This is a genomic window from Aeromicrobium sp. HA (genome assembly GCF_027171405.1).
Classification (GTDB): Bacteria; Actinomycetota; Actinomycetes; order Propionibacteriales; family Nocardioidaceae; genus Aeromicrobium; species Aeromicrobium tamlense.
Genome location: NZ_CP114372.1, coordinates 2,071,221 through 2,094,651 on the forward strand (window position 1 = coordinate 2,071,221; position 23,431 = coordinate 2,094,651).

Sequence of the window (23,431 nt, forward strand, 5' to 3'; positions counted from 1 at the left end):
TCAGCGACGCTCCTCGCGACGCTTGCAGTCCATGCACAGCGTCGCGCGGGGGAACGCCATGAGGCGCAGCTTGCCGATCGGCTCGCCGCACTGCTCGCAGACGCCGTAGGTGCCGTCGTCGAGACGAGCCAGCGCCTTCTCGGTCTGCAGCAGCAGCTCGCGCTGGTTCGCGGCGAGCGAGAGCTCGGCGTCGCGCTCGAGGCTGTTCGAGCCGACGTCGGCCTGGTCGTTGCCCGCGCCGTCGACACCGCCCGCCAGGATGTCCTGCAGATCACGGGCGGAGTGGTCGAGCTCGGTCCTCAGGCGGGCGAGGTCCTCGACGAGCTCCTCGCGCACGGCCTTGGCCTCCGCAGGGGTCCAGGGCTCTTCGTCCGCGCGGACGGCCAACGTGGTCTTGGGCATGCCCGGGACAGTAGACCGACCACGGGACGCGTGCAAGTCGCCCCACCGTAGGATTGGCCGAGTGAGTCAGGACGCCCCGAACGCCCCCGCAGCACAGGCTGCATCCGGTCCCTCCGCCACCCCCGCTGAGTCGCTGCGATACCGGCCCGTGCCGGCCCACGTCGACCTGCCGGCGATGGAGCGCGAGATCCTCGACCTGTGGGCCGAGCAGGGCACCTTCGCCGCCAGCCTGAGCACCCGCGCCGACGCGCCGCGCTGGACCTTCTACGAGGGCCCGCCCACCGCGAACGGCGTCCCCGGCACCCACCACGTGGAGGCCCGCGTCTTCAAGGACGTCTTCCCGCGCTTCAAGACCATGCAGGGCTTCCACGTCGAGCGCAAGGCCGGCTGGGACTGCCACGGCCTGCCCGTGGAGATCGCCGTCGAGAAGGAGCTCGGCTTCAACGGCAAGCCCGACATCGAGGCCTTCGGCATCGCGGAGTTCAACGCGAAGTGCCGCGAGTCCGTCCTGCGCAACGTCGACCAGTTCGAGACCATGACCGAGCGCATGGCGTACTGGACCGACATGTCCGACCCCTACCGCACGATGGACGCCTCGTACGTCGAGAGCGTGTGGTGGGCGCTGTCGCAGATCCACGGCAAGGGCCTGCTGGTCGAGGACTACCGCGTCGCGCCGTACTGCCCGCGCTGCGGCACCACGCTGTCCGACCACGAGCTCGCGCAGGGCTACGAGACCGTCGTCGATCCCTCGGTCTACGTGCGCTTCCCGCTGACGTCGGGCCCGTGGGAGGGCACCGACCTGCTGGTCTGGACCACCACGCCGTGGACCCTCGTGTCGAACACGGCCGTCGCCGTGCACCCCGAGGTCACCTACGTCGTGGCCACGAACGGCACCGACCGCGTCGTCGTGGCGGAGCCGCTCGTCGCCTCCGCCCTCGGCGAGGGCTGGGAGACCGTCGAGACCGTCACCGGCCGTGACATGGAGCGCTGGACGTACGGTCGCCCCTTCGACCTCGTCGAGATCCCCGACGCGCACTTCGTCGTCCTGGGCGACTACGTCACCACCGACGACGGCACCGGCCTGGTGCACCAGTCCCCCGCGTTCGGCGCGGACGACATGGCGGTCTGTAAGGCGTACGGCCTGCCCGTGGTCAACCCGATCGCGCCCGACGGCCACTTCGAGGCCGACGTCCCGCTCGTCGGCGGCGCCTTCTTCAAGGAGGCCGACCCCACGCTGGTGGCCGACCTCGAGTCGCGCGGCCTGCTGTTCCGCGCGCTGGACTACGAGCACAGCTACCCGCACTGCTGGCGCTGCCACACGCCGCTCATGTACTTCGCGCTGCCCGCCTGGTACATCCGCACCACGGCGCGCAAGGACGAGCTGCTCGCGCAGAACGAGAAGACCAACTGGTACCCCGAGACCATCAAGCACGGCCGCTACGGCGACTGGCTGCAGAACAACATCGACTGGTCGCTCTCGCGCAACCGCTTCTGGGGCACGCCCCTGCCGATCTGGCGCAACGACGCCGATCCGAGCAAGGTCGTCTGCGTCGAGTCGCTGGCCCACCTGTCCGAGCTGACCGGCACCGACCAGTCCGACCTCGATCCCCACCGCCCGTACATCGACGACGTCACCTTCACGGTCGACGGCGAGCCCGGCACGTACCGTCGCGTGCCCGAGGTCATCGACGCGTGGTTCGACTCCGGCTCGATGCCGTTCGCGCAGTGGGGCTACCCGCACGTGGAGGGCTCGAAGGAGAAGTTCGAGCGCGCCTACCCCGCGCAGTACATCTCCGAGGCCATCGACCAGACCCGTGGCTGGTTCTACTCCCTCATGGCCGTCGGCACGCTCGTGTTCGACGAGTCCAGCTACGAGAACGTCGTGTGCCTGGGCCACATCCTGGCCGAGGACGGCCGCAAGATGAGCAAGCACCTGGGCAACATCCTGCTGCCCATGCCGCTCATGGACGAGCACGGCGCCGACGCGCTGCGCTGGTTCATGGCGTGCGCGGGCTCGCCGTGGTCGGCGCGCCGCATCGGCCCCACCGCGCTCACCGAGATCGTGCGCAAGGTGCTACTGACGTACTGGAACACCGTGGCGTTCCACGTCCTGTACGCCCGCGCCGCCGACTGGAGCCCGGCCACCGACGCTCCCCCGGTCGCCGAGCGCGGCGTCCTCGACCAGTGGCTGCTGTCGCAGACGCAGGACCTGGTCACCGACGTCACGTCCGCCCTGGAGGACTTCGACACCCAGCGCGCCGGCGCGGTCCTGGCGACCTTCGTCGACGACCTGTCCAACTGGTACGTGCGTCGCTCGCGCAAGCGCTTCTGGCGCGGCGACGCGGCCGCCCTGGCCACCCTGCACGAGGTGCTCGACGTGCTGACGCGTCTCATGGCGCCGCTCGTCCCGTTCGTCACCGAGCGGGTCTGGCAGGACCTCGTCGTTCCCGTCGACCCCGACGCCGCGCCGTCGGTGCACCTCGCGTCGTGGCCCGAGACCGACGCGTCGCTGCGCGTCGAGGGCCTGGCCGCACGCGTGGGCTTGGCCCGACGCGTCACCGAGCTCGGTCGCGCCGCCCGCGCCGAGGCCAAGGTCCGCACGCGCCAGCCCCTGCGCCGTGCGCTCATCGGCTCGGCCCACTTCGAGTCGCTCGGCGAGGACCTGCGCGCGCAGGTGTGCGAGGAGCTCAACATCGTCGAGCTCGGCTCGCTGGCCGACGCCGGCGCCGACCTCGTGGAGTTCTCGGCCAAGGCCAACTTCCGCCAGCTGGGCAAGCGCTACGGCAAGCAGACCCCGGTGGTCGCGCAGGCCATCGCCGCGACCGACGCGGGCGAGCTCGCCCGCGCGCTCGAGTCCGGCGAGGCCACCGTCACGGCTGGCGGCGAGTCGTGGCAGGTCGAGGCCGACGACGTCATCATCACCGAGCGTCCGCGCGAGGGCTGGTCGGTCGTCAACGAGCAGGGCGAGACCGTCGCGCTCGACCTGGCCATCGACGACGAGCTGCGCCGCGCGGGCCTGGCCCGTGAGGCCGTGCGCGTGATCCAGGAGGCGCGCAAGGCCGCCGGGCTCGAGATCACCGACCGCATCACCCTCACGTGGGCCGCCGAGGGCGAGACCGCCGAGGCGCTGCGCGAGCACGGCGACAGCATCGCCGAGGAGGTCCTGGCGGTCGCGTTCGCGCCCGGCGAGGCCGGCGACCTGCACGACGAGGATCTCGGCCTCGCGGTGAGCCTGGCGCGCGCCTGACCCTCGAACGAGAAAGCGGGGTGCCCGGACTTCGGTCCCGGCACCCCGCTCTCGTCTCTCCACCCGACGCCACGCGATCACGAACGACGACGGCGCCCGATCCCCGGAGGGATCGGGCGCCGTCGTTCGACTCAGTGACGCGGTGCCGCGAGATCAGTCCTTGCTGTCCAGCGCGGAGCCCTGCTGCGGCGCGACGGGCGAGCTGCCCTCGAGCTGCGCGAGCTGGTCCTGGAAGTAGGCCTTGAGGCGGGCGCGGTACTCGCGCTCGTAGGCACGCAGGTGGTCGATCTCGCCCTGGAGCTCCTGACGCTCACGCTCGAGGCTGGAGATGACCTCCTTGCGGCGCTGCTCGGTCTCGACGTCGAGCTGCTCGGCGCGCTTGCGCGACTCGTACTGCAGCGTGTCGGCGTTGCGACGGGCCTCGGCCGAGAGCTGCTCGGCCTCGACGCGGGCCTCACCGATGATCGTGTCGGCCTCCTCCTTCGCGGCGTCCATGAGCTGGTCGGCGTTGGCCGACGCGATCTCGAGGAGGCGCGCGGCGGCCGTGGAGGCCTCGGCGGTGGAGGTGACGCGCAGCTCCTGCGGAGCGGCGGGGGCCGGAGCGGCGGGGGCCGGCGTGGGCTCGGGCTCCTTGACCGGCTCGGGCTCCTTGACGGGCTCGGGCTTGGCGGCGGCGGGAGCGGGCTGGGCCTTGGAGGCCTCCTCGAGCGCGGCCTCGAGCTCGGCGACCTTGGCCTTCAGCTCGGAGTTCTCGTTGACGAGGCGTTCGAACTCGACCTCGACCTCATCGAGGAACTGCTCGACCTCACCCATGTCGTAGCCGTCGCGCAAGCGCACGGCAGTGAACTGCTTGTCGCGAATGTCCTGGGGCGTGAGCGCCATCTGGTCACCTCTGCGTGTGAGTCGGGTCTGTCGGGGGAAAGATTCGGGGCCTCGTCAACGGTACCGCCTCATCCTAAGCACCGGGCAGCGGGCCGGTGCTCAAGTCTCAACGATCACCTAAAAGATGACGACCACCAGGGACTGCGCGATGAACAACAGGAGCAACAGGACCATCGCCGAGACGTCGAGCATGACGCCACCCAGACGGATCGGCGGGATGACCTTGCGCAGGGCGCGCAGCGGCGGGTCGGTGACGGTGAAGATGAACTCGCACAGCACCGCGATGAAGCCGCGGGGCTGCCACTGGCGGGCAAGCAGCTGCACCCAGTCGACGACGAACCTGGCGATCACGAAGATGATCGCCAGGTAGATGAGGTTGTAGAGAATGGTCCCGATCGGTGACACGGGGCCTCAGCTCTGGTTGTAGAAGCCGCCGGCGGCGAGGGTGGCGCGGTCCTCGTCGGACACCTGCACTCCCTCGGGCGACAGCAGGAAGACCTTCGCCGTGATCCGGTTGATCGTGCCGTGGACGGCGAAGACCAGTCCGGCGGCGAAGTCGACGAGACGCTTCGCGTCGTCGTCGCCGATGTCGGAGAGGTTCATGATCACCGGCACGCCCGAGCGGAACGACTCGCCGATGGTGCGGGCATCGTTGTACGTGCGGGGTGTGACGGTCTCGATGCGCGCCAGGTCGGCCACGGACAGGCCGGGCTGACGGCGGTCGTCGAGGGCCGTCACGGTGCGCGGCGCGACCGGCTGGGGGGCAGCCTGACGCACCGGCGCGGCGGTGCGTGCCGGGGCCTCCGGCTCGTACTCCAGCGCCTCGTCGTACTCGGCCTGCTCGACGAGTCCGAGGTACTCGCCCATCCTCCGCATTGCGCCAGCCATGCTCACTCCCGATCTTCGGTCTTGACGTTGTTGAGACTACTGCAGTACAGGGCGCTGCCCCAGCACCGAACGACCCACGCGCACGTGTGTCGCGCCGTGCCGGATCGCGACCTCGAAGTCCTCGCTCATGCCGGCCGAGATCGTGGTCGCGGACGGCACGGTGCGCACCAGGTCGGCGCTGATCTCGCGCAGGTGCGCGAAGCTCGGCTCGGGGGCCTGCCCGAGCGGCGCGACGGTCATGACGCCCCCGAGCTCGAGGTGCGGGCACTCCCCCACGATCACGTCGGCGAGCGCCTGCACGCCGGCCGGCGGGACGCCCGCGCGGCCGGGGTCGGTGGTGTCGAAGTCGACCTGGACGAGGACGCGCAGCGTGCGCCCGGCGGCCTCGGCCCCGCGGTCGAGCGACCGGGCGAGCTTCGCGCGATCGACGCTGTGGACGACGTCGGCGTAGCGGGCGACGGCGCCGGCCTTGTTGGTCTGGAGCCCTCCGACGAAGTGCCAGCGCAGCGAGGCCCCGCTCGCCGCGACCTCGGCCTGCTTGTCGGCGGCCTCGGGGTGGCGGTTCTCGCCGACGTCGGTGACGCCGAGGTCGGCGAGCAGCTCGACGTCGCTCGCCGGGTGGGTCTTGGTGACGACGACGAGGGTGACCTCGCCGGGATCGCGGCCGGCCTGCTCGCAGGCGCGGGCGATCCGCTCGCGGACGGCCGCGAGGTTCTGCGCGAGCGCGTCACGGCGCGACATCGGCACTCCCCTCGCGCAGGACGACCGCGGCGCCGAAGCGTCCTGCGGCCTCACCCTGACGCCGGTGCGACCAGAACTGCTCGTCTTCGATCGTGCAGCCACCGAGGTCGTGGGCGACCACGCCGTCGTGCTCGAGCTGGGCCAGCACGCCGGCGCCGATGTCGAGGCCGGGCGTGCCCTGCCGGGTGGTGGCCCGGGCGGCGGGCTCGGCCGCGGCGACCTCGTCGGCCATCGCCTGCGGCACCTCGTAGCAGGAGCCACAGGCCCGGGGTCCGACCCACGCCTCGAGCCGGTCGGCGCCCCGCTCGCGCAGGGCGGCCACGGCCGCGGGGACCACGCCGGACGCCATGCCCACGCGACCCGCGTGCACGACGGACGCCAGTGGCCGGTCGGGCGACGCGATGACGATCGGGACGCAGTCGGCCACCCGGACGATCGCGACGACGCCCGGCCGGTCGAGCACGAGCGCGTCGGCCTCGGGCTGGGCGTCAGGGTCGGCGACCGCCACGTCGGCGCCGTGGACCTGGCGCATCAGGGCCGGCCGGCCCCCGAGCGCCGCGGCCACGACGCCCGGGCCCTCCGCGGGTGATCCGTCGATCGGGCCCCGACCCAGGTCGGTGCGCGCGTCGGTGAAGCCGAACGACGCGACCCCGAGGTCGGACCGGAACCAGAACGGCGCGGAGGAGCCGGGCGTGCTGTCGGGCACGGTCAGCGCAGGAAGTCCGGGATGTCGAGGCCGTCGCCGAACTCCTGGCCCGCGGGCTGGGACACCGGGACGGGCTCGGACACGACACGCTGCTCGGAGGCCTCGGTGCGCTCGGCGGGCTTGCTCGGGGCGGCCGGGGCCGACTCCTTCGCGGGCGCCTGCTGGTCGCGACCCCGCAGCGCGGGCTGGGCGGCGTCGCGCTGCTTCGGCTCGCCGCCGTCGAAGCCGGCGGCGATGACCGTGATGCGCACCTCGTCGCCGAGCGAGTCGTCGATGACCGTGCCGAAGATGATCTTGGCGTCGTCGTGGACGGCCTCCTGGACCAGCTCGGCGGCCTCGTTGATCTCGAACAGGCCGAGGTCGGAGCCACCCGCGATGGACAGCAGCACGCCGCGGGCGCCCTCGATGGAGGCCTCGAGCAGCGGGCTGGAGACGGCCAGCTCGGCGGCCGTGGCAGCACGGTGCTCGCCGCGCGCCGAGCCGATCCCCATGAGGGCCGAGCCGGCGTCGCTCATGATCGACTTCACGTCCGCGAAGTCGACGTTGATCAGGCCGGGCGTGGTGATGAGTTCGGAGATGCCCGAGACGCCCTGGTAGAGCACCTGGTCGGCCTGGCGGAACGCGTCCAGCAGACTGATGTTCTGGTCGCTGATCGAGAGCAGTCGGTCGTTCGGGATGACGATGAGGGTGTCGACCTCCTCGCGGAGTCGCTGCACGCCCACGTCCGCCTGGGCCGCGCGGTTGCGGCCCTCGAACTTGAAGGGTCGCGTGACGACCCCGATGGTGAGGGCGCCGAGCGAGCGCGCGATGCGCGCCACCACCGGAGCGCCGCCGGTGCCCGTGCCGCCGCCCTCGCCCGCCGTGACGAAGACCATGTCGGCGCCCTTGAGGGCCGCCTCGATCTCCTCGGCGTGGTCCTCGGCGGCCTTCTTGCCGATCTCGGGATCGGCGCCGGCGCCGAGGCCTCGCGTGGAGTCGCGCCCCACGTCGAGCTTCACGTCGGCATCGGTCATCAGCAGCGCCTGGGCGTCGGTGTTGATCGCGATGAACTCCACACCCTTGAGCCCGGCCTCGATCATGCGGTTGACGGCGTTGACACCACCGCCGCCGATGCCGACGACCTTGATCACCGCAAGGTAGTTCTGGACCGCCATGTCGTCTTCCCCTTCGAAACCTTAACGTTCAAGTCGAGGCTTATAGTTATGTCAACCTCGTCGATGTCTTGACACTAGGTGGGTACGCCGGATCGATCTCGGAAGACACGCCGCGCCGGCGGCGTGTTGTTCGTCTACTCGGGGGACGCGCGTCTACTCGAGCGTCGTCGGGCGCTCGGGCGCGCTGACGTCGTAGCTGCTGGCCTCGATCTGGAGCAGCGGTCGCAGGACGGCGAGCTTGGGCCCGGCCTCCTCCGCACTCCCCCACACGACGGTGCGGTCCTTCGTCAGCGCGAGCTCGATCGAGTCGCGCGTCTCGGCCGTGATGGCGTTCGTGTCGGCGAGCAGCTCGCGGTCGCCGTCGGCGATGTCGGCCGCCACGCGGGCGGTGGCCGCGACGACGCGGCGGTCGTCGGCGTCGACGTCCAGCTGCGGCAGGTGGCCCGGGCGCGAGTTCAGCGGCCGGTAGACCACGCCGGTCGCGTCGACGGCCCACGGCGTGCCCGAGCGGTCGACCCACGCCACGGCCGTGCGCTCGGTGACGACGATGCGGATCGTGTGCGGGAGGTCGCGCTCGACGCGCACCGACCGGACGGGCTTGAGCGCGGCGACCCGCTCCTCGATCGCGTCGGTGTCCACGCGCAGCACCGGCTCGCCGAGCGGCACCTGGGCGACGCGCACCACGCGCTCGACCGGGACGTGCTCGGTGCCGGAGACCGTGGTCTCGCGCGTCTCGAACAGGCTCGAGAACCAGATCGCCCAGACCGCGCCCGCGACGAGGAGGACGAGCAGCACGATCCCCGCGATGCGCCAGCGCGACCTGCGCCGCTTGAGCCGGAGCTTCTCGCTGAAGCGGTCACTCATCGCCGGAGTCCCGCAGGAGGTCCAGCAGCGCCGGGCCCACGGTGGTGACGTCGCCGGCGCCGAGCGTCAGCACGAGGTCGCCCGGGCGCAGCATCGGCTGCAGGAACGCGGGCACGTCCTCGACCGGACCGCCCAGGTGGGCGTCCGGGCCGGCCGCGTCGACGACGAGGGCCGAGGTGACCGCGGGATCGGCGGCCTCGCGCGCGAGATAGAGGTCGGCCACCACGACGAGGTCGGCGGCGGCGAGCTCCTGGCCCATGCGCTCGCCGAACAGGCGGGTGCGGCTGACCAGGTGGGGCTGGAAGACCACGACGAGACGGTCGTCGCCGGCGAGCGCGCGGGCGGCAGCCAGGTCGGCCGCGATCTCGGTGGGGTGGTGCGCGTAGGAGTCGACGACGCGCACTCCCCCGGCCTCGCCCTTGGGCTCCATGCGGCGCGCGGCCCCGGTGTAGCCCGCCAGGCCCTCGACCATCCCGGCGAGGTCGTGCCCCAGCTCGAGGCCGATGGCGAGCGCGAGCAGGGCGTCGGCGGCGTAGTGCCGTCCGGGGACGGCGAGGACGACCTCGGTGGGCTCCAGGCCCGGCACGTGGAGGGTGAAGCGGGTGGTCGAGCCAGCGACCTCGACGTCCGTGCCGCGGATGTGCGCGTCCTCGGCGAACCCGGCGGTGAGGATCCGCGGGCTGCTCACGGTGTCGCGCAGGCGACGGCAGCCGGGGTCGTCGGCCGAGACCACGACGACCTCGTCGACCGTGGCGGCGAACTGGGCGAAGGCGAGCTCGTACGCCTCGACCGTGCCCCATGTGTCGAGGTGGTCGGCGTCGATGTTCGTGACGACGGCGGCGTGCGGGCGGTAGTGCAGGAAGGCGCCGTCGCTCTCGTCGGACTCGACGACGAACTCGGGACCGGCGCCGCGGCGGGCGTTGGTGCCCAGCCCCGCGACCTCGGCCCCGATCGCGAACGACGGGTCGGCGCCGGCGCCGCGCAGCGCGAACGTCAGCATCGCGGTGGTGGTGGTCTTGCCGTGCGTGCCCGCGATCGCGATCCGGCGGTCACCGAGCATCGTCGACATGAGGCCGGCCGAGCGCGGCCACAGGCGCAGGCCGCGGCGGCGCGCCTCGACGACCTCGGGGTTGTCCTCGGGCACCGCGGTGGACGCGATGACCGTGTCGCGGTCGGCCAGGTGCGCGGCGTCGTGACCGACGTGGCACGTGATGCCGGCGGCACGCAGGCGGTCGAGCACGGCGGAGTCCTTGCCGTCGCTGCCGCTCACGTCGACGCCGGCCTCGTGCATCAGCAGGGCGATGGCCGAGAGCCCCGCGCCGCCGATGCCGATGAGGTGCACGCGGCCGAGCCGGTCGGCGGGCAGGACCTCGGACGGCAGGTCGATCCTCACCGGCCGGCCTCCCCCGCCTCGTGCACCATCTGCGCGAGACGCTCGGCGGCGTCGCGCCGGACGATGCCGGACGCGGCCTGCGACATGCGCTCGAGGCGCTCGGGCGAGGTGACGAGCGAGACGATCGCGCTGTCGACCCACGCCGGCGTGAACGCGCCGTCCTCGATCAGCAGCGCACCGCCGGCACCCACCACCGGGTGGGCGTTGAGGGCCTGCTCGCCGTTGCCGATCGGCAGCGGGACGAAGACGGCCGGCAGGCCGACGGCCGCGACCTCGGTGACGGTGTTGGCGCCCGAGCGGCACACCACCAGGTCCGCGGCGGCGTAGGCGAGGTCGATCCGGTCGATGTACTGCTCGACGACGTAGGGCGGGTCGTCCGCACGGCTGTCGAGCTCGACCTCCTCGGGACGACCGGCCGCGTGCAGCACCTGAATGCCGGCGTCGGCGAGGTCACGCGCGGCGGCGGCCATCGTGGTGTTGATGCGACGGGCGCCCTGCGAGCCTCCGGTGACCAGGATCGTCGGGCGATCGGGGTCGAGGCCGAAGTGCCGGCGGCCCTCGGCCCGCGAGGCGTGCCGGTCGAGGTCGGCGATCTGCCGACGGATCGGCAGGCCCGTGTAGGTGCCGTGGCGCAGCTCGGTGTCGGGGAAGCTGGTCGCCACGTGACGGGTGAGGCGCGCGCCGAGCTTGTTCGCGATGCCGGGCAGCGCGTTGCCCTCGTGGACGACGAGGGGCAGCTTGCGCCTGCGGGCCGCGAGGTAGGCCGGCACCGAGACGTAGCCGCCGAAGCCGACGACGACGTCGGGACGGAACCGGTCGAAGACCTCGAGCGTGGCCGAGACCGAGCGGCGCAGGTTGGCGGGCAGCTTCACCAGGTCGGCGTTGGGGCGGCGCGGCAGCGGCACCGGCGGCACCAGCTCGAGCGCGTGGCCGGCCTGCGGGATCAGCGTGACCTCGAGGCCGCGCGGAGTGCCCAGGCAGACGATGTCGTCGCCCGCGTCGGCCAGGACCGCGGCGGTCGCGAGCAGCGGAGACGTGTGACCGGCGGTACCACCGCCGGCGAGCAGGACACGCATCGTCAGCGACCCGCCCGCTGCTTCTTGCGCGCCTTGGCACGACGCGAGACGGACAGGGCGCGGGCGGCGCCGGGTTCGGTGGTGGCGCAGTTGGCCAGGAGGCCCAGCGCGGCGAGTGTGGCGAGCATGCTGGAACCACCGTACGAGACGAGCGGAAGCGGCACGCCGATGACCGGCAGCAGGCCGAGCACCATGCCGATGTTGATGATCGCCTGCGTCGTGAGCCAGATCGTGATGCCGGCGGCGAGGTAGCGCGCGAAGCGGTCGCGGCTGCGGTGAGCGATGCGGAAGCCGGTGTACGCCAGCAGGCCGAACAGGGCCAGGATCACGAGGCTGCCGGCCAAACCGAGCTCCTCGCCGATGACCGCGAGGATGAAGTCGGTGTGCGCCTCGGGCAGGGCGCCCCACTTCTGACGACTGCTGCCCAGGCCCAGGCCCCAGAAGCCCCCGCGGGCGAAGCCCATCATCGCCTTGATCGCCTGGTAGCCCGACTGCTCGGGATCGGCCATCGGGTTGAGGAACGACATGAAGCGGTCGACGCGGTGCTGCGCCGTGGCCACGAAGAACAGCAGCAGCACGACGAGGCCGGCGCCGAAGCCCAGCATCGGCTTGAGCGGCAGGCCGGCGACCCACAGCATGCCCGCGATGATCGCGAACAGGATGACCGCGGTGCCGAGATCCTTCTGGAACACGACGAGCGCCGAGACGGCTCCCGCGATGGGGACGACGGGCGTGATGACGAATCGCGGCGTGCCGAGGTGTCGGTGTCGGCGGGTGTAGAGGTCGGCGATCCACATCACGATCGCGAGCTTCGCGAACTCGGACGGCTGGAGGTTGAAGCCGGCGAACAGCGGGATCCAGTTCCGGTTGCCGTTGATGTCCATGCCCAGCGGCGTGAAGGTCAGCCCGATCAGCACGACGACCACGAGCAGGACGGGTCGCGACAGCTGGCGCACCCGCTCGAGCGGGATGCGCATCGCGATGACCATGCCCACGAGCCCGACGACCGCGAAGATCGCCTGGCGGCTGAAGATCTCGAAGGAGTTGCCGTAGACGCGCAGCGCGAACACCGAGCTGGCGCTGAGGACCATGATGAGGCCGAGCCCGAGCAGCAGGCCGGTCGTGCCGAGCACGAGCTGGTACGACGCGAGCGGTCGCTCCAGCAGGTTCCGCACGGTCTCGAGCGTGCTCGACGACCGCCGAGAAGCGGTGGTACTCATGGCGTTCCTTCGGGGAAGAAAGGGAAACTGCTCCCCAGTGTGGCCCGTGGGACGGCGTGCCGCGTGGACCTCCGGGCGCGTGTCGCCGCGTCGGCCGCGGGAGCGGTGAGCGGGGAACCGAACCCGGGGTGGGGCGGTGAGCCCTCAACCTGAACGGAGCCCCGAAGGGTTGACCGGTCACCGGCGGTCACCGGGAGTGGTTGACCACTCACCGCCTCCGAGCGGACCGGGGTCAGCCGAGGCGGTCGACGGCCTGCGCGAACGCGTCGCCGCGGTGGGCGTAGTCGCGGAACTGGTCCATCGAGGCGGCGGCGGGGGCGAGGAGGACGGTGTCGCCCGGACGGGTGTGGCGCCGGGCAGCAGTCGCGACGGCGTCCATCAGCGCGTCGGCGTCGTCGCCGTCGGCGAGCTCGACCGGCACGTCGGGCGCCTGGGCGGCCAGCTCGGCGGCGATGAGGTCGCGGTCGGCGCCGATGAGCACGGCGGCCCGCAGGTGCTCGCGGACGTCGCGGACCAGGTCGCCGTACGTGGCGCCCTTCGCCAGTCCCCCGGCGACCCAGACCACGTGGTCGAAGGCGCGCAGCGAGGCGCGAGCGGCGTGCGGGTTGGTGGCCTTGGAGTCGTCGACCCAGCGGACGCCGTCGCGCTCGGCGACCGTGCTGATCCGGTGAGGTCCGAGGCGGAAGGCGCGGAGGCCGTCGCGGACCGCGACCGGGGCGACCCCGTGGGCCCGCGCGAGCGCGGCGGCCGCGAGCGCGTTCTGCACGTTGTGCGGCGAGTCGTCGTCGAGGTCGGAGATCGAGGCCATCTCGGCGGCGCTCGTGGCGCGGGAGTCCACGAAGGCCCGATCGACCAGCAGGTCGTCGACGATGCCGACCATGCCGGGCTCGGGGATGCCCAGGGTGAACCCGATGGCGCGGGCGCCCTCGACCACGTCGGCCTCCTCGACCAGGTGCCTCGTGGCCTCGTCGGCCACGTTGTAGACGCACGCGCGCCGGACCTGCTCGTAGACCTTGCCCTTCGCGGCCGCGTAGGCCTGCGCCCCGCCGTGCCAGTCGTAGTGGTCGGGTGCGAGGTTCAGCACGGCGGCGGACTCGGCCGCCATCGACCGCGTCCAGTGCAGCTGGAAGCTGGAGAGCTCGACGGCCAGCACGTCGCGGCCCTCGGGGTCCATCACGGCCTCGAGGATCGGGGTGCCGACGTTGCCGACGGCCTGGGCGCGCAGCCCCGCCGCCTGCAGGATCGCCTCGAGCATCTGCACCGTGGTGGTCTTGCCGTTGGTGCCCGTGACGGCCAGCCAGGGCGCGGGATCGGCGCCCCGCAGGCGCCAGGCCAGCTCGACCTCGCCCCAGACCGGGATGCCCCGGCCGGCGGCCTCGGCCAGCAGCGGCACGGTGGGGCGCCAGCCGGGTGACGTGATCACGAGGTCGACGTCCCGCGGCAGCTCGGCGGTGGTGCCGGGGCCCAGGCGCACGTCGGCGCCCAGGACCTCGAGCAGCTGCGCCTGCTCCTGCCGGTGGGCGTCGCCCTCGGACTCGTCGAGCACGACGACGCTCGCACCGAGGTGGTTCAGCGTGTCGGCGGCCGCGAAGCCGCTGACGCCGAAGCCGGCGACGACGGCGCGGACGCCCTCCCACGAGGAGTCGCGGTGCAGCGACGAGACGTCGCGCTCAGAAGGCACCGACGACCCATTCCCAGTAGAAGAGGCCGATGCCGGAGATCACGCAGATGCCGCTGATGATCCAGAACCGGACCACGATCGTGATCTCGGCCCAGCCCTTGAGCTCGAAGTGGTGCTGCAGCGGCGCCATCCGGAAGATGCGCTTGCCGCCGGAGAGCTTGAAGTACCCGACCTGCAGGATCACCGAGAAGGTGATGATGACGAACAGGCCGCCCAGCACGATGAGCAGCAGCTCGGTGCGGGTCATCAGCGCGAAGCCGGCCATGAGGCCGCCGAGGGAGAGCGAGCCGGTGTCGCCCATGAAGATCTTGGCGGGCGAGGCGTTCCACCACAGGAAGCCGAAGCACGCGCCGGTGACGGCCGAGGCGACCACCGCGAGGTCGAGCGGGTCGCGCACCTCGTAGCACTTCGGGCCGGGGTCGAGCATGAAGCAGCTCTGGTTGGACTGCCAGACGTTGATGAGGATGAACGCGCCGAAGACCATCACGGCGGCGCCGGTGGCCAGGCCGTCGAGGCCGTCGGTGAGGTTCACGCCGTTGCTGGCACCCGCGATCATCAGCAGCACCCACACGATCAGCAGCACCGTGGGCAGCTCCCACGACAGGTCGCGCGTGAACGAGATCGCGTGGGTGATCGGAGTCTGGCCGTTGTCGTTCTCCCAGCCGATCGCCAGGACGGCGAACACGAGGCCGACGAGGATCTGGCCCACCATCTTGGCCTTGCTGCGCAGACCCAGGTTGCGCTGCTTCGCGACCTTGATCCAGTCGTCGAGGAAGCCGATGGCGCCGAGGCCGACGAACAGGAAGAGCAGCAGCACCGCCGAGGCGCTGGGCTCGTAGCCGGTGACCAGCTTGGCGATGGCGTAGCCCAGCACCGTGCTGATGATGATGACGAGGCCGCCCATGGTGGGCGTGCCGCGCTTGACGTGGTGCGAGGTCGGACCGTCGTCGCGGATGAGCTGTCCGTAGCCCTTGGCCACGAGCACGGAGATCGCGAAACGGGTGCCGACGAGTGTGCCGACGAGTCCCACGACCCCTGCGATCAGTACGGCCAGCATCGCTTCCGTTCGTTCCTTCCGTGCGTGTCAGTTGCGCAGCAGCGCTTCGACGACCCGCTCCAGGCGGGCGCCCCTCGATGCTTTCACAAGCACCACGTCACCGGCATCCAGGCTCGCGGAGAGTGCGTCCACCGCTGCCTCGACATCGTCCACCTGGAGACCCGCCGACCCGGCTCCCCGGGCGATCTCGGCGGCTCCGGCACCGACCGCGATGACCCGGGCGATGCCGAGGTCGGCGGCGAGCCGGCCGATCCTGTGGTGCTGCGCGGGCGAGTCCTCGCCCAGCTCAAGCATCTCACCGAGCACGGCGACGCCGCGTCCCGGGGCCAGTCCTGCGAGGGTGCGCAGGGCCGCCGCCATGGACTCGGGGTTGGCGTTGTACGCGTCGTTGACGACGACGACTCCCCCGGCCGTCTCGTGGCGCTCCATCCGCATGGGCGAGGTGGCCGTCGCGGTGGTCAGCGCGTGCACGGCGGCCTCGACGGGCACGCCCAGGGCGGAGGTCGCGGCGACGGCCGCGACGGCGTTGATCGCGTGGTGCGCGCCCAGCTGCGGGACCGTGGCGTCGAGCGTGAGGCCGTCGGCCTCGACGACGAAGCGCGGGTGCCCGGCGTCGTCGAGGGTGACGTCGCCGACGAGGCGGACCTGCCCGGCCCGCCCGAAGGTCAGGACGCGACCGCGCGTGCGCGACGCCATCGCCGCGACGCGCTCGTCGTCGGCGTTGAGGACGGCCGTGCCGTGCTCGTCCAGCGCCTCGACGAGCTCGCCCTTGGCCTGGGCCGTGCGGTCGAGACCGCCGAACTCGCCCGCGTGGGCCGTGCCGACGTTCAGGACGACGGAGACGTCGGGCGGCGCGATCTCGCACAGCGTGGCGATGTGGCCGATCCCGCGGGCTCCCATCTCGAGCACGAGGTGGCGCGTGCCGGCGTCGGCGCGCAGCACGGTGAGCGGCACGCCGAGCTCGTTGTTGAACGAGCCCTCGGGCGCGACCGTGGCGCCATCGGTCCGGAGGACGTGCGCGACGAGGTCCTTGACCGAGGTCTTGCCCTGCGAGCCGGTGATGGCCACCACCTGCAGGTCGGTCTCGGACCTCAGCGACGCGAGCCGGTCGGCGGCGAGCCGGCCGAGCGCCCGGACGGGGTCGTCCACGATCACGTGGGGACCCGGCACCGCGCGCGTGGCGAGCGTGGCCACGGCTCCGGCGTCGAGGGAGGCCTCGACGTAGTCGTGCCCGTCCACGTGCTCGCCCGGGATCGCCACGAAGAGGCAGCCGGGCGTCACCCGGCGGGAGTCGATGACGACCGGGCCCTCGACCGAGAGCGCGTCGTCGCCCTCGACGCGGCCGTCGGTGGCGACGGCGACCTGGGCCAGGGTGGTGGGGGTCACGAGGCGCCTCCGATCAGCTCGACGAGGACCTCGCGGTCGTCGAACGGGTGGACCACGTCGCCGACCTGCTGGCCGCGCTCGTGGCCCTTGCCCGCGACGACGACCGTGTCGCCGGTGCGCGCCTGTCCGACGGCCACCGCGATCGCCTCGCGTCGGTCGCCCACCTCGAGCACCTCGGCGGTGCCCCGCTCGGCGCCGGCCAGGACCTCGGCGCGGATCCGCGCCGGCTCTTCGCTGCGCGGGTTGTCGTCCGTGACGACCACCAGGTCGGCGAGCCGCGCCGCGACCTCGCCCATCAGCGGTCGCTTGCCGCGGTCGCGGTCGCCGCCGGCGCCGATCACGACGATCAACCGACCCGCGGTGACGGGTCGCAGCGCGGCCAGGACGGCCTCGACCGCCTCGGGCTTGTGGGCGTAGTCGACGACGGCCGTGAAGGGCTGGCCCGCGTCGACGCGCTCCATCCGGCCCGGCACGCCCCGCGCGGAGGCGACGCCGCGGACGAGCTCACGCAGGTCGTGGCCCTCCCCCGCCAGCGCCACGATCGCGGCGACGGCGTTGGAGACGTTGAAGGCGCCGGCCAGCGGCACGGACAGCTCGGTCTCGGTGCCGTCGGGCGAGATCAGCGTGACGTCGCTGCCGAGGCGGTGCGACCGCACGTTCACCGCACGCCAGTCGGCGGGCGCCCCCTCGGTGGAGAAGGTCGTGACCGGGAGCACGGTCTGCTGCGCGAGCCGGCGCCCGTGCGCGTCGTCGAGGTTGATCACGGCGCGGCGGGCGTGCTCGGGCGTGAAGAGCTCGGCCTTCGCGGCGAAGTACGACTCGAGGTCGTGGTGGAAGTCCAGGTGGTCGCGACCGAGGTTGAGGAACACCGCGGCGTCGAGCACGAAGCCGTCGACGCGTCCCTGCACGATGGCGTGGCTCGAGACCTCCATCGCGCACGCGGCGACCTGCTCCTCGGCCATGACGGCGAACAGCGCCTGCAGGGCGGGGGCCTCGGGGGTGGTCAGGCTGCTGGCCGCCGGGCGTCCCGCGATGCGGGTGCCGATCGTGCCGATGACGGCCGAGCGCGACTCCCCCAGCGCGGCCTCGGCGAGGTACGTGGTCGTGGTCTTGCCCTGCGTGCCCGTGACGCCGACGGTGGTGAACCGGCTGCTGGGCCGGTCGTAGAACCGCGCGGCGAACGCGGCGAGGCCGCGTCGCGGCTCCTCGACGACGACCCGCGGGACGTCGCCCGGCAGCGACGCGGCGCCCTCGGCGTCGGTGAGGATCGCCACGGCCCCGGCCTCGAGCGCCTGGGGCGCGAACCGGGCGCCGTGCGTGCTGGCACCGGGCAGCGCGGCGAACAGGTCGCCGGCCACGACGTCGCGGGTGGAGAGGCTGATCCCGGTGACGCTCGCATCGCCTTCGGCCTTCGCCCCGGACCACGCCGCGGCCACCTCGGCGAGGGACCACGTGGGCGTGTCGAACGGCCTGACCCTCATCTCGTCCACCCGCCCCAACCTACCGGGCGGCACGACGGCTACCAGTCCTGCTTGATCTTGGGCGGCTTGGCGCCCGTGGGCGTCACGCCGAAGCGCTCCAGGGCCATCGACATGATGTCGTGGAACACCGGGCCGGCCATCGAGCCACCACCGGCGTTGCGCGGGGGCTTGTCGATCACGACGTAGGTGATGAAGCGCGGGTTGTCCGCCGGCGCGAAGCCCATGAACGAGATCGTGTTCTGGCCCCGCACGTACTTGCCCGTGGTGGGGTTGACGCGCCAGGCGGTGCCGGTCTTGCCGGCCACGCGGTAGCCCTCGATCTGCGCGGCGGGCGCCGTGCCGTCGTCGGCCGTGACGGCCTCCATCATGCGGGTGACCTCGGACGCGGCCTCGCGGGAGACGACCCGGCGCGACTCGCCCGGATCGGTCTTCTCGACCGAGCCGTCGGCCTTGGTCAGCGAGTCCACGACCCGCGGCGTGCACATGACGCCGCCGTTGGCGATCGCACCGACCGCGCGGATCATCTGGATCGCGTTGACCGAGACGCCCTGTCCGAACGAGGTCGTGGCGTGCTTGGCCTTCGTCCAGTCGCGCGCCGGGGAGACGATGCCCACCGACTCCTCGGGCAGGTCGATGCCGCTGTGGGCGCCGAAGCCGAACTTGCGCAGGTAGGAGTAGAACGTCGAGTCCGACATCTGCTCGGCCGCGACGATCGTGCCGAGGTTCGAGGACTTCGCGATGACGCCCGCAGCCGTCAGCCGGATCGCGCCGTGCTGCCAGTAGTCGCCGATCGGGAAGCCGTCGATGACCATGCCCGACGGCACCTTGATCCTGGTGTCGGCGGTGACCTTGCCCTGGTCGGCCAGCGCCGCCATGGTGATCGTCTTCATGACCGAGCCGGGCTCGAAGACGTTCGACACCGCGCGGTTGACGAGCGTGCCGTCGTTGACGCCGGCGCGACTGTCGGGGTTGAACGTGGGCGCCTGCGAGAGCTGCACGATCTGGCACGTGCGGACGTCCATCGTGATCGCCAGGCCGTAGTCGGCACCGGCGGAGCTGACGACGTCGCGCAGGCGCTGGTCGGCGTACCACTGCAGGTCACGGTCGATCGTGGTGTTGACGTTCGCGCCCGGCACCATCTCCTCGACCGTGGAGTCGGCCATCGGGATGCGCTGGCCGGTCGTGGAGACCTCGTACGTCGACGAGCCGTCCTTGCCGGTGAGCTGCTGGTCGTACTGCATCTCGAGGCCGGCGATGCCCTTGCCGTTCTCCTCGGTGATGCCCAGGACGTTCGCCGCGAGCGAGCCGCCCGGGTAGCTGCGCAGGCTCTCCGTCTCGGTGAACACGCCGGTGTAGCCGGCCTCGGCGACGGCCTTCACCGCCTTGCGGGCCTCGTACGCCGGCAGGTCCTTCGCGAGGAAGACGTAGCGCGACTTCGGCGTGCGCAGCTTCTGGATCGTGTCGAAGTAGTCGATCTCGTCGCCGAGCTTCTCGTGCAGGATGCGCGCGATCTCGGGGGCCTTCTCGGCCGTCATCGACGGATCGCCCGTGATCGTGAGTCCGTCGGTGCTGGTGACCAGCTCCTCGCCGTTGCGGTCGACGATGTCGCCTCGGGGCGCGGGCACGACGGCCTTGCGCGTGCCGGCCTCGACGGCCATCGCCGCGTATGCCTTCGAGTCGACCGCCTGGATCTGGAACAGGCGGCCGGCGAACAGCAGGAAGAGGCCGAGCACGCAGACCACGAGGACCCGCAGCCGGTTCCGGGTGACCGAGACGGGCATCAGCCGGCCCTCCTGACGTTCGTGTCGGGCTCGGCCGGGACCGGCTCGCCGATGACCTTGCCGTCGGCGAGGCGCAGGAAGACGGGGTTGGCGTTGGGGACCATGCCCTCGCTCAGGGCGCGGTCGGCCAGGCCCGAGGGGCTCTGCATGCGGTCCACCTCGGCGGCGAGCTGCTCCTTCTGCGCCTGCAGGAGGGTGGCGCGCTGCTGCAGGTCGTCGATCTTGAACGACTGGGCCTGCATGGCGGTGCTCAGCAGGATCAGGCCGACGAGGCCCGCGGCCAGGACGGACAGCACGACGACGACGAAGGGCGCCCGGCGCGCGCGGACGCGGACCGGGCCGACCAGCTTCAGCCCGACGTCACGCGCGTCACGACCGCGCGCGGCGATGCCGGACGCGAGCGCGGACGATCGCGCGGCGGCCGTGCGACTGAGGGCACGGGGGGAGGTGGCGGTGCTCATCGGGTCTCTCGCTGGGCGTCGTTCATGCGGCGATCCGTTCGACAGCGCGCATCCGGACCGAACGCGCGCGGGGGTTGTCGGTGATCTCGTCCTCGCCGGCCAGCTCGGCTCCCCGGGTCAGGGAGCGGAAGCGGGCCTGCATGGACTCGGGCACCACGGGAAGGTCCCGCGGAGCCGTGCTCGTGGTGGCGGAGGTGAACACGCGCTTGGTGATCCGGTCCTCCAGGGAGTGGTACGACAGGACGACGACGCGCCCGCCGACCGAGAGCAGGTCCAGCGCCGCCGGCAGCGCCCGCCGGTAGACGCCGAGTTCGTCGTTGACCTCGATCCGCAGCGCCTGGAACGTGCGCTTGGCGGGGTTGCCGCCCGTGCGCCGCGCCGGGGCCGGGATGCAGCGGCGGATCAGCTCGACGAGCTGCTCGCTGCGCTCGAACGGACGCTGCTCGCGCTCGGCGACGATCTCCCTGGCGATGCGGCGGGCGAACTTCTCCTCGCCGTACTCGCGCAGGATCCGCGCCAGGTCGTCCTCGGCGTAGGTGTTGAGCACGCCGGCCGCCGTGAGGTCGTCCTCGGAGTTCATCCGCATGTCCAGCGGCGCGTCCTGCGCGTAGGCGAAGCCGCGGTCCGCCAGGTCGAGCTGCATCGAGGAGACGCCGAGGTCGAACAGGACCCCGTCGACGCTCGTGCGGCCCGAGTCGTGCACGACCTCGGCGATCTCGTCGTAGACCGCGTGCGCGGCCTCGAAGCGGTCACCGAACGGAGCCAGTCGCTCCCCCGCACGGCGCAGGGCCTCGGGGTCACGATCGATGCCGATGACGTGCAGGCTCGGGTAGCGGTTCAGGAGCGCCTCGGTGTGCCCGCCCAGTCCGAGCGTGGTGTCGACGACGACCGGCCGGTCACGTCCCTCCACGACGGGGGCGAACTCCGACACGACGCGGTCCAGCATCACCGGGACGTGCCGCGCGCTCATGCCAGCGTCCCGGTCACCGACGGCGCGCCGATGGGGCCCGATCCCCGCCTGCAGAGTTCTGACGCCGGGGAAGTGACGTCAGAACCCCTCAGGCGGGCATCGCGCCCCACCGCGGGAGTGCTCAGAAGATCCCGGGGAAGATCTCCTCCGACAGGTCGGCGAAGCCCTCCTCGTGCTCGTCGGAGAAGTCGTTCCACTTCGCCGAGTCCCAGATCTCGAACCGCTCGCCCGTGCCCACGACCGTGCAGTCGCGGTCCAGGCCGGCCCAGTCGCGCAGCAGCTGCGACACGGGCACGCGTCCCTGCTTGTCCGGCGTCTCGTGCGCCGCACCGCCGAAGAGCATGCGGATGAAGTTGCGCGCCTGTCGGTTCGTGAACGACGCCTGCCGCGCCCGCTCGGAGAACTCGTCGAATGCCTCGGGCGTCCAGCCGTAGATGCAGTGCTCCTGACCACGCGTCAGCACCACGCCGTCCGTCAGCAGCGGTCGGAACTTCGCCGGCAGGAAGAGCCTGCCCTTCTCGTCGAGGCGAGGCGTGAACGTGCCGAAGAAGTGCGTCGATGCCGGTGCGGCCATCGCGTCCTCCCTGCTCCACGTCGCTCTCCCTCGAGGTCGAAGTCCGGTGTTTCCACCACTACGCCCCACCTTAACCCACAACGCTCCACCATCCACCCTGATTTCGTCAAGAGTCAGGCGTGTCGCGTGGGACGAGAGCGCAAAAGACCCGCCATCTCAGCGATGGCGGGTCGGTGGAGGGAAGTGGGGGAGTTCAGCCGCTGGTGGAGCGAAGGGGGGCGAGAACGACGAAGACCCCGCCGATCGGCGGGGTCTCGTGGACGGTGGGGCGCGGTGGAGCGATCAGATGCCGTCGTCCTGACGGCGCTGCCAGCGCTCCTCCATGCGCTCGACGAACGAGCCGGAGCCCTTCGGCGAGCTGGCCGCGGGGCCGCTGGGCTCCTGGGCGCCGCTGATCCCGCGTCGCCAGGCACGGACGAAGAAGTAGGCGGCCGCCACCATGGCGACGAAGCCGAGTGCGCCGACCCAGGTCATCTTGGACACGGCTCCGCCCAGCAGCATGGCGATGCCGGCGAGGAAGCCCACGACACAGATGGCCGCGACACGACGGTTGTGCGCGATCAACTTGGAGCCGCGCAGCGTGGACGCGAACTCGGGATCCTCTGCGGCCAGCGACTGCTCCAACTGGGCGAGCAGCCGGGCCTCTTCGTCCGACAGTGGCACGGTGACTCCTTGGTCAGGGGTGTGAGGTCGATTCTAGGCGGGCCATGGTCTGCAAACCAGCCGAACGTCCAGCGAACTGCGGAATCCGGCGGATCGAGCGCTCGAGGGCGAAGAGCTCCTCGCGGGCACCGGCCGATCCGTCGACCACGACCCCCGGCACGTCGTCGCTCAGGGCCCGCACGCCCTGGCTCAGGACCGGGGTCAGTCCGTGGTCGACGAGCAGGTCCTCGAGCTCCTCGGCGAACCAGCGCCGCGGGCCGAGCCCTGCGAGGTCCCACGAGGCGTCGGGAGCGGCCTCGACGAGGGCGGTGGCACCGGCGAAGTCGCCCGCCGCGGCTCGCGCCGCGACCGCCGCGACGCGTCCGGGGACGATCACGCTCAGCCAGCCGCCGGGGCGCAGCACCTCGCGCGCCGCGGCCACGGCCTGGCCGGGATCGTCGACGTGCTCCAGCACGCCGTGACAGATCACGACGTCGACACTGGCGGCCGCGACGTGCTCCGCCAGGTCGGCGGAGTCGCCGAGTCGGCCCTCGACCTCGACGCCGGCCTCGGCTGCGCGGCGGGCGGAGGCGGCCAGGGCGTCGGGGCTGGGATCGACCACGACGACGCGATGACCGAGCGCGGCGACGCGCACGGCGTCCGAGCCGGTGCCGCCACCGAGGTCGAGCACGTCGAGGGATCCGGAGCCGTCAGGGGCCGCGCCGGCCTGCACCAGCGCGTCGAGCACGGACTGCCACGCCAGCACGCCACGGATCGGACCCATGACGTCACCTTCCCACAGGGCAGGTGGCGCAGCGCCTCGCG

22 protein-coding genes are annotated in these 23,431 nt (G+C 72.1%); 1 reads left to right on the top strand and 21 read right to left on the bottom strand.

The window, feature by feature from the left end:
- Positions 1-402, bottom strand: coding sequence for a TraR/DksA family transcriptional regulator (locus tag O3S82_RS10210; protein WP_179424113.1), 402 nt, complete (start codon positions 400-402; stop codon positions 1-3).
- Positions 403-463: 61 nt separating this feature from the next.
- On the opposite strand from O3S82_RS10210, the gene ileS reads away from it, so the two are divergent.
- Complete coding sequence (ileS, locus tag O3S82_RS10215) at positions 464-3,649, top strand: isoleucine--tRNA ligase (RefSeq protein ID WP_442864638.1); 3,186 nt, start codon at positions 464-466, stop codon at positions 3,647-3,649.
- Between the two features lie 153 nt (positions 3,650-3,802).
- Here the strand turns inward: ileS and O3S82_RS10220 are convergent, their stop codons facing one another.
- From O3S82_RS10220 to O3S82_RS10315, 20 genes are all read right to left on the bottom strand, one after another.
- Positions 3,803-4,531, bottom strand: coding sequence for a DivIVA domain-containing protein (locus O3S82_RS10220; protein WP_179424111.1), 729 nt, complete (start codon positions 4,529-4,531; stop codon positions 3,803-3,805).
- A gap of 117 nt (positions 4,532-4,648) precedes the next feature.
- Positions 4,649-4,936: a YggT family protein gene (locus tag O3S82_RS10225; protein ID WP_179424110.1), complete on the bottom strand. Its 288-nt coding sequence runs from the start codon at positions 4,934-4,936 to the stop codon at positions 4,649-4,651.
- 6 nt (positions 4,937-4,942) lie between these two features.
- On the bottom strand, positions 4,943-5,419 hold the full coding sequence (locus O3S82_RS10230) for a cell division protein SepF (RefSeq protein ID WP_269302611.1): 477 nt from the start codon (positions 5,417-5,419) through the stop codon (positions 4,943-4,945).
- Between the two features lie 36 nt (positions 5,420-5,455).
- Positions 5,456-6,160, bottom strand: coding sequence for a YggS family pyridoxal phosphate-dependent enzyme (locus tag O3S82_RS10235; protein ID WP_269302613.1), 705 nt, complete (start codon positions 6,158-6,160; stop codon positions 5,456-5,458).
- A complete protein-coding gene (locus tag O3S82_RS10240; RefSeq protein ID WP_269302615.1) occupies positions 6,147-6,866 on the bottom strand; it encodes a polyphenol oxidase family protein in 720 nt (239 codons plus the stop codon). The genes O3S82_RS10235 and O3S82_RS10240 overlap by 14 nt, the downstream gene beginning before the upstream one ends.
- 2 nt (positions 6,867-6,868) lie before the next feature.
- The gene (gene ftsZ / locus O3S82_RS10245) at positions 6,869-8,020 is read right to left on the bottom strand and encodes a cell division protein FtsZ (RefSeq protein ID WP_179424106.1); all 1,152 of its coding nucleotides are present in this window, start codon (positions 8,018-8,020) and stop codon (positions 6,869-6,871) included.
- Positions 8,021-8,173: 153 nt separating this feature from the next.
- Positions 8,174-8,884, bottom strand: coding sequence for a cell division protein FtsQ/DivIB (locus O3S82_RS10250; protein ID WP_269302617.1), 711 nt, complete (start codon positions 8,882-8,884; stop codon positions 8,174-8,176).
- Positions 8,877-10,277, bottom strand: coding sequence for a UDP-N-acetylmuramate--L-alanine ligase (murC, locus tag O3S82_RS10255; protein ID WP_269302619.1), 1,401 nt, complete (start codon positions 10,275-10,277; stop codon positions 8,877-8,879). The genes O3S82_RS10250 and murC overlap by 8 nt, the downstream gene beginning before the upstream one ends.
- Positions 10,274-11,353 (bottom strand): undecaprenyldiphospho-muramoylpentapeptide beta-N-acetylglucosaminyltransferase, encoded by a 1,080-nt coding sequence (murG, locus tag O3S82_RS10260; RefSeq protein ID WP_269302621.1) that lies wholly within the window; start codon positions 11,351-11,353, stop codon positions 10,274-10,276. Before murG ends, murC begins: the two co-directional genes overlap by 4 nt.
- A 2-nt stretch (positions 11,354-11,355) precedes the next feature.
- A complete protein-coding gene (ftsW, locus tag O3S82_RS10265; RefSeq protein WP_179424102.1) occupies positions 11,356-12,573 on the bottom strand; it encodes a putative lipid II flippase FtsW in 1,218 nt (405 codons plus the stop codon).
- Between the two features lie 232 nt (positions 12,574-12,805).
- The gene (gene murD / locus O3S82_RS10270; protein WP_269302623.1) at positions 12,806-14,254 is read right to left on the bottom strand and encodes a UDP-N-acetylmuramoyl-L-alanine--D-glutamate ligase; all 1,449 of its coding nucleotides are present in this window, start codon (positions 14,252-14,254) and stop codon (positions 12,806-12,808) included.
- The gene (mraY, locus tag O3S82_RS10275; RefSeq protein ID WP_179424101.1) at positions 14,244-15,311 is read right to left on the bottom strand and encodes a phospho-N-acetylmuramoyl-pentapeptide-transferase; all 1,068 of its coding nucleotides are present in this window, start codon (positions 15,309-15,311) and stop codon (positions 14,244-14,246) included. The genes murD and mraY overlap by 11 nt, the downstream gene beginning before the upstream one ends.
- 27 nt (positions 15,312-15,338) lie before the next feature.
- On the bottom strand, positions 15,339-16,697 hold the full coding sequence (locus O3S82_RS10280; protein WP_269302626.1) for a UDP-N-acetylmuramoyl-tripeptide--D-alanyl-D-alanine ligase: 1,359 nt from the start codon (positions 16,695-16,697) through the stop codon (positions 15,339-15,341).
- Complete coding sequence (locus tag O3S82_RS10285; protein WP_269307054.1) at positions 16,694-18,178, bottom strand: UDP-N-acetylmuramoyl-L-alanyl-D-glutamate--2,6-diaminopimelate ligase; 1,485 nt, start codon at positions 18,176-18,178, stop codon at positions 16,694-16,696. The genes O3S82_RS10280 and O3S82_RS10285 overlap by 4 nt, the downstream gene beginning before the upstream one ends.
- Before the next feature lie 38 nt (positions 18,179-18,216).
- Positions 18,217-19,959, bottom strand: a complete 1,743-nt coding sequence (locus O3S82_RS10290) for a peptidoglycan D,D-transpeptidase FtsI family protein (protein WP_179424099.1) — start codon at positions 19,957-19,959, stop codon at positions 18,217-18,219.
- Positions 19,959-20,420 carry a hypothetical protein gene (locus O3S82_RS10295; RefSeq protein WP_179424098.1) on the bottom strand — a complete coding sequence of 154 codons (462 nt, stop codon included), beginning with the start codon at positions 20,418-20,420 and terminating at the stop codon, positions 19,959-19,961. The genes O3S82_RS10290 and O3S82_RS10295 overlap by 1 nt, the downstream gene beginning before the upstream one ends.
- A gap of 22 nt (positions 20,421-20,442) precedes the next feature.
- Positions 20,443-21,390 (bottom strand): 16S rRNA (cytosine(1402)-N(4))-methyltransferase RsmH, encoded by a 948-nt coding sequence (gene rsmH, locus O3S82_RS10300; RefSeq protein ID WP_269302629.1) that lies wholly within the window; start codon positions 21,388-21,390, stop codon positions 20,443-20,445.
- A gap of 121 nt (positions 21,391-21,511) precedes the next feature.
- Positions 21,512-21,964: a division/cell wall cluster transcriptional repressor MraZ gene (mraZ, locus tag O3S82_RS10305; RefSeq protein ID WP_179424096.1), complete on the bottom strand. Its 453-nt coding sequence runs from the start codon at positions 21,962-21,964 to the stop codon at positions 21,512-21,514.
- Positions 21,965-22,246: 282 nt separating this feature from the next.
- Positions 22,247-22,627, bottom strand: a complete 381-nt coding sequence (locus tag O3S82_RS10310) for a DUF3040 domain-containing protein (protein ID WP_269302632.1) — start codon at positions 22,625-22,627, stop codon at positions 22,247-22,249.
- 13 nt (positions 22,628-22,640) lie between these two features.
- Entirely contained in the window at positions 22,641-23,390 is a 750-nt protein-coding gene (locus O3S82_RS10315) for a class I SAM-dependent methyltransferase (protein ID WP_179424094.1), read from the bottom strand.
- Positions 23,391-23,431 lie beyond the last annotated feature (41 nt).